Origin of the sequence: Corallococcus exercitus (assembly GCF_003611585.1) — a bacterium.
Classification (GTDB): Bacteria; Myxococcota; Myxococcia; order Myxococcales; family Myxococcaceae; genus Corallococcus; species Corallococcus exercitus.
In genome coordinates this window covers 1-4,425 of record NZ_RAVW01000596.1, presented here as the reverse complement: position 1 = coordinate 4,425, position 4,425 = coordinate 1, and the positions used below count along the sequence as shown (strand labels likewise).

3 protein-coding genes are annotated in these 4,425 nt (G+C 71.2%); all 3 read left to right on the top strand.

The window, feature by feature from the left end; all coding sequences use genetic code 11:
- Positions 1–384: 384 nt before the first annotated feature.
- The 3 genes from D7W79_RS39290 to D7W79_RS39280 are packed head-to-tail and all read left to right on the top strand — an operon-like array spanning position 385 to position 4,282.
- On the top strand, positions 385–792 hold the full coding sequence (locus D7W79_RS39290; protein ID WP_120530350.1) for a hypothetical protein: 408 nt from the start codon (positions 385–387) through the stop codon (positions 790–792).
- Between the two features lie 39 nt (positions 793–831).
- Positions 832–3,588, top strand: a complete 2,757-nt coding sequence (locus D7W79_RS39285) for an AgmX/PglI C-terminal domain-containing protein (RefSeq protein ID WP_120530349.1) — start codon at positions 832–834, stop codon at positions 3,586–3,588.
- A gap of 58 nt (positions 3,589–3,646) precedes the next feature.
- Positions 3,647–4,282: an outer membrane beta-barrel domain-containing protein gene (locus tag D7W79_RS39280; RefSeq protein ID WP_120530348.1), complete on the top strand. Its 636-nt coding sequence runs from the start codon at positions 3,647–3,649 to the stop codon at positions 4,280–4,282.
- The last annotated feature ends 143 nt before the right edge of the window (positions 4,283–4,425 follow it).

Below are 4,425 nucleotides of genomic sequence, written 5' to 3'. Positions count from 1 at the left end.
GAAGCGGGGACTGGGGGGCTTCCCGGGGCATCACGACGATGGCCAGGAGGCCCAGGATGGCCACGCCAGCGAGCCCCATCGCGATCCACTTCAGCTTGCGAATGTCACCCTTCACGCGTGTGCGAGCCTCCCGCGCGCGAGCATCCTCCATCCGCCCACCGTGTCACGATGACTTCGCACCACGTCTGCTCGCATGCTGGGGAGGCACTGCTCAGAGGGAATTCCACGCGACCTTTCCAGCCTACCGGCACGAAGCGGGGCAAGACGTGGAGATCCCGCCCCAGGTGAGGTGGACTGCCCCCCACACCTGATCGGCACAGGTCACGCCATGGGGCTGGAGTGTGCGTTGACAGGTCGGGGCTCGCATCGCTTAACCTGTTGATGATGCGACGTTTCCTTCTCTTCTGTGCCGTCGCCAGCGTCCTCGGCTTCGGTCCCCTCTCCACCGCGAACGATGCCTGGGCCCAGGGGCGTGCACGTGCACCCCGGACGAAGGCCGCGAAGACGACCAAGGCCAAGAAGGGCTCGAGCAAGGCGCCGCCGCGCATCGAGACGAAGTCGAGCACGGCCGTGACGGATCCGGTGACGGGGGATGCCTCTGCCACGGCGTCGTCCGCGCCTCCGCAGCGTGGGCCGTCGCGCATCGACTTCGACGACCGGCTCATCCAGGGCCAGACGAACAAGTCCGGCGCCGTGTATCTGTATGACCGCAAGGAATTGAAGACGCGGTCGATGCTTCGCGAGCGCGACAGCTTCCGCTCCGAGACGCTCGCCACCGTCTACGATCAGTAGGGCCGTACCGCCCATCACCCTTCGAAGGGAGCGTCACCGTTGAGCGGCCAGCCCAGCGTCCTGCAAGTCGTCATCCTCCGCGACGGCCTCCTGGTGGGGACGGAGGTCTTCGTCCCCGGCACCTACGCGCTCGGATCCGATGCGTCGTCGGATCTGCGGCTGGACGATGCGTCCGTGTCGCCGCGCCATGCGTTGCTGTACTTCCAGAACGGCCGCACCGCGATCCAGGACGCGGGCGGCGGCACCAGCGGCGTCTTCGTCAACGGGCACCAGGTCACGGCCTGTGAGATCCGCTCCGTGGACGAGGTGCTGTGCGGTCCGTTCGTCCTGAAGACGCGGATCCTCAACCAGCGTCCCGTCGAGACCAAGCCACAGCCGCCGCCCGAGGTCGCCGCGCTCTTCGGAAACGCCGGGGCTCCGCCCGCCGCGAATGGCTTCCCGCCTCCGCACGGCGCGCAGGCCCCGAACGGCTTCGCGCCGCAGCAGGCCGCGCATCCCGCGAATGGCTTCGCGCCCCAGCACGGTGCGCAGGCCCCGAATGGCTTCGCGCCCCAGCACGGTGCGCAAGCCGCGCACGCGCAGCAGCAGGCTGCATTCGCCCAGCAGCAGGCCCAGCAGGCCGCGCTTGCGCAACAGCAGGCCCAGCAGGCCGCGCACGCGCAGCAGCAGGCTGCGTACGCCAAGCAGCAAGCCGCGCAGGCCGCGCACGCTCAACAGCAGGCCGCCTACGCTCAGCAGCAGGCACAGCAAGCCGCGCAGGCGCAGCAGGCCGCGCACGCGCAGCAGCAGGCACAGCAAGCCGCGCAGGCGCAACAGGCCACATACGCGCAGCAGCAAGCCGCCTACGCTCAGCAGCAGGCCCAGCAGGCCGCACACGCGCAGCAAGCCGCGCAGGCCCAGCAGGCCGCACACGCGCAGCAGCAGGCCGCCTACGCTCAGCAGCAGGCGCAGCAAGCGGCGTACGCGCAGCAACAGGCCGCGCAGGCCCAGCAGGCGGCGTACGCGCAGCAGGCCGCGCAGGCGCAACACGGCGCGCAGGCGGCTCATGCGCAACAGGCCGCGCACGCGCAGCAGGCCGCGCACGCGCAGCAGGCCGCGCATGCACAGCACGCCGCGCACGGTCAGCACGCTGCGCAGTCAGGGCATCCCCAGGCCGCGCACGCAGCACACGGTCAGGCGGGCCACGCGCATTCCCAGGCCGCGCACGCTCAAGCCGGTGCCCAGGCGGCGCATGCGCAGCCTGCGGCCTCCAAGCGCGCCCCGGCTCCCGCCGTCCCTGCGGGCACCATGCCCTCCACGCGGCGCCGTCCCCCGTCGGAGGCCATGCCCAGCCTCCTCGTCGCGGACGACCTGCTCGCGGACCTGGACGCCGACGTCGCCGCGCCTGCCTCCGGCCCCCTCGTCCTCGACGCGGCCCCGGCCACCCGCCCCACGCACGCGCCGAAGATCGGCCCGGGCAAGAAGGGCGCGGCCCAGCTCTACCTGGAGCTGTACTGGGGCGCCGTGCGCCGCGACGCGCGCCGGTTCGCTCCGGACGTGAAGAAGCCCGTGAAGGCCGCCCTGGAGGAGCAGGCCCCCATGCCGCTGTGGGGCTTCACCCTCCCGGAAGGCGACGCCTTCACGCTCGCGGAATCCGTCAACGGCAACTACCGCCTCTTCGTGCCCCCTGGCACCGACGTGGAGAAGGCCAACGGCGACGGCCGCTTCGCCCCCGTCACCACCGCCGCGCTCGAGTCCGACGGCAGCCGCCGCTTCGTCACCCTGCGCGACGGCGCCGCCGCCCGCCTCACCCAGGGCAGGATGTCGCTCGTCGCCTACGCGGCCCCCACCCCCGAGCGCGTCTTCGTCAACCCGCTCAAGGGCCTGCCCTGGCTGACCCTCTTCTTCCTCGCCATCTTCGGCGGAGGCCTGGGCTGGTTCATCGCCACCCGGCCGCAAGGCCCCGCGACCGCGGACTTCACCCAGAAGAACCTGCCGCCCGTCGCGCTGCGCCTCATCGCCCCCGAGCCCAAGAAGAAGGAAGAGGCCAAGAAGAAGCTCGAGGCGCTCAAGAAGAAGGAGCCCGTCAAGGAGAAGCCCGTCGTCGCGGAGAAGGCCCCGCCCAAGCCGGTCAAGGAGGTCCAGGTCCCCAAGGCCGTGGCCGCCGCGCCGGAGAGCAAGGCCCTCAAGGCGCTCGCGAAGCTGTCCGCCGCAGGCCCCGCCGCCAACGACCTGCTGGCCGCCGTGGACAAGCTGGGCAGCGGCCCGGGCAGCAAGAACGTCAAGCAGACCAACTACAAGCTCTCCGGCCTCATCGGTAAGGCCCCCATCGCCAACGCGGGCCTGGGCACCTTCGGCCTGGGCGGCGGCGGCAAGGGCGGCGGCGCTACCCTGGGCGCGGAGCTCCTGCGCGGCAAGGGCGGCGGCGGCATCGGCGCCCTGGGCGCGGGCGGCGTGGGCAAGGGCGCGGTGGGCGGAACCGTCACGCGCGCCACCGCGCGCAGCATCTCCTCCACGCAGGGCACCGTGGACCGCGAGGCTGTGGCCAAGGTCATCAACAGCCACCTCAATGAGGTGCACGGCTGCTATGAACGCGCGCTGCTCAAGGACCCGGGCCTCGCCGGCAAGGTGGTGCTGGAGTGGGCCATCGGGCTCAACGGCCGCGTCGCCTCCGCCAAGACGAAGTCCTCCACCCTCCGCAACGCCTCCGTCGAGGCGTGCATCCTCAGCAGCCTGAAGGGCTGGCAGTTCCCGGCTCCCAAGGGCGGCCTCGTCATCATCACGTATCCGTTCCTCTTCAACTCGGTCGGCTACTGACGCGGGGGCACTCCCCCACCCCACGTCGGCCCCCGCCTCCTGACAGGAAAAAGTCCCCGTGCGATTCCTCCTGCTCTCCCTCCTGTGCCTGGTGCCCGGCCTCGCGCGCGCCCAGGCCGAGGAACTCGAGAACCCCGGCACCGTCTCCGCGGTGCAGGACCGGCTCTACCGCATGCACCACGAGCTCTCGCTCGGCGTGGGCGTGCTGCCCGCGGATGCCTTCTACAAGGGGCTCATCGGCACCGTCGGCTACACGTACCACTTCAGCGACAGCGTCGCGTGGCAGGTGGGCCGCGGCACGTACAGCTACAACGTGCAGACCAGCCTGCGCCGCCAGCTGGAGCGCGACTTCGACGCGGCCCCCACCGCCACCGCCTTCGAGGACCAGGTGCAGTGGATGGTGGGCTCCGACCTCATGTGGAGCCCGCTGTACGGCAAGACGTCCTTCCTCAACTCCAACGTCATCCACTTCGAGGTCTCCCTGCTCGCCGGTGGCACGGTGGTGAAGGTGGACCGCGGCGACGGCTTCCGTCCCGCCATCAACCTGGGCCTGGGCGTGCGCGTGTTCTCCAGCCAGAACGTGTCCTTCCGGCTGGACGTGACCAACAACACCGTCTTCGCGGGCGCGGCGCGCATCATCAACGTGCCCACCGTGCAGATTGGGACGGCCTTCAACTTCGGCGCCACGGAATGACGTCCCGTTCGCTCATCGTCGCCGCGCTCACCAGCGCCGCGCTCCTCGTGTCCCCGACGGTCGCCCTCGCGGCGCCGGACGCGGGCACGCTGCCCATGCCACCTCCACCGGCCGCCACCGCGAAGGCCCCCGCCGCCCCCACG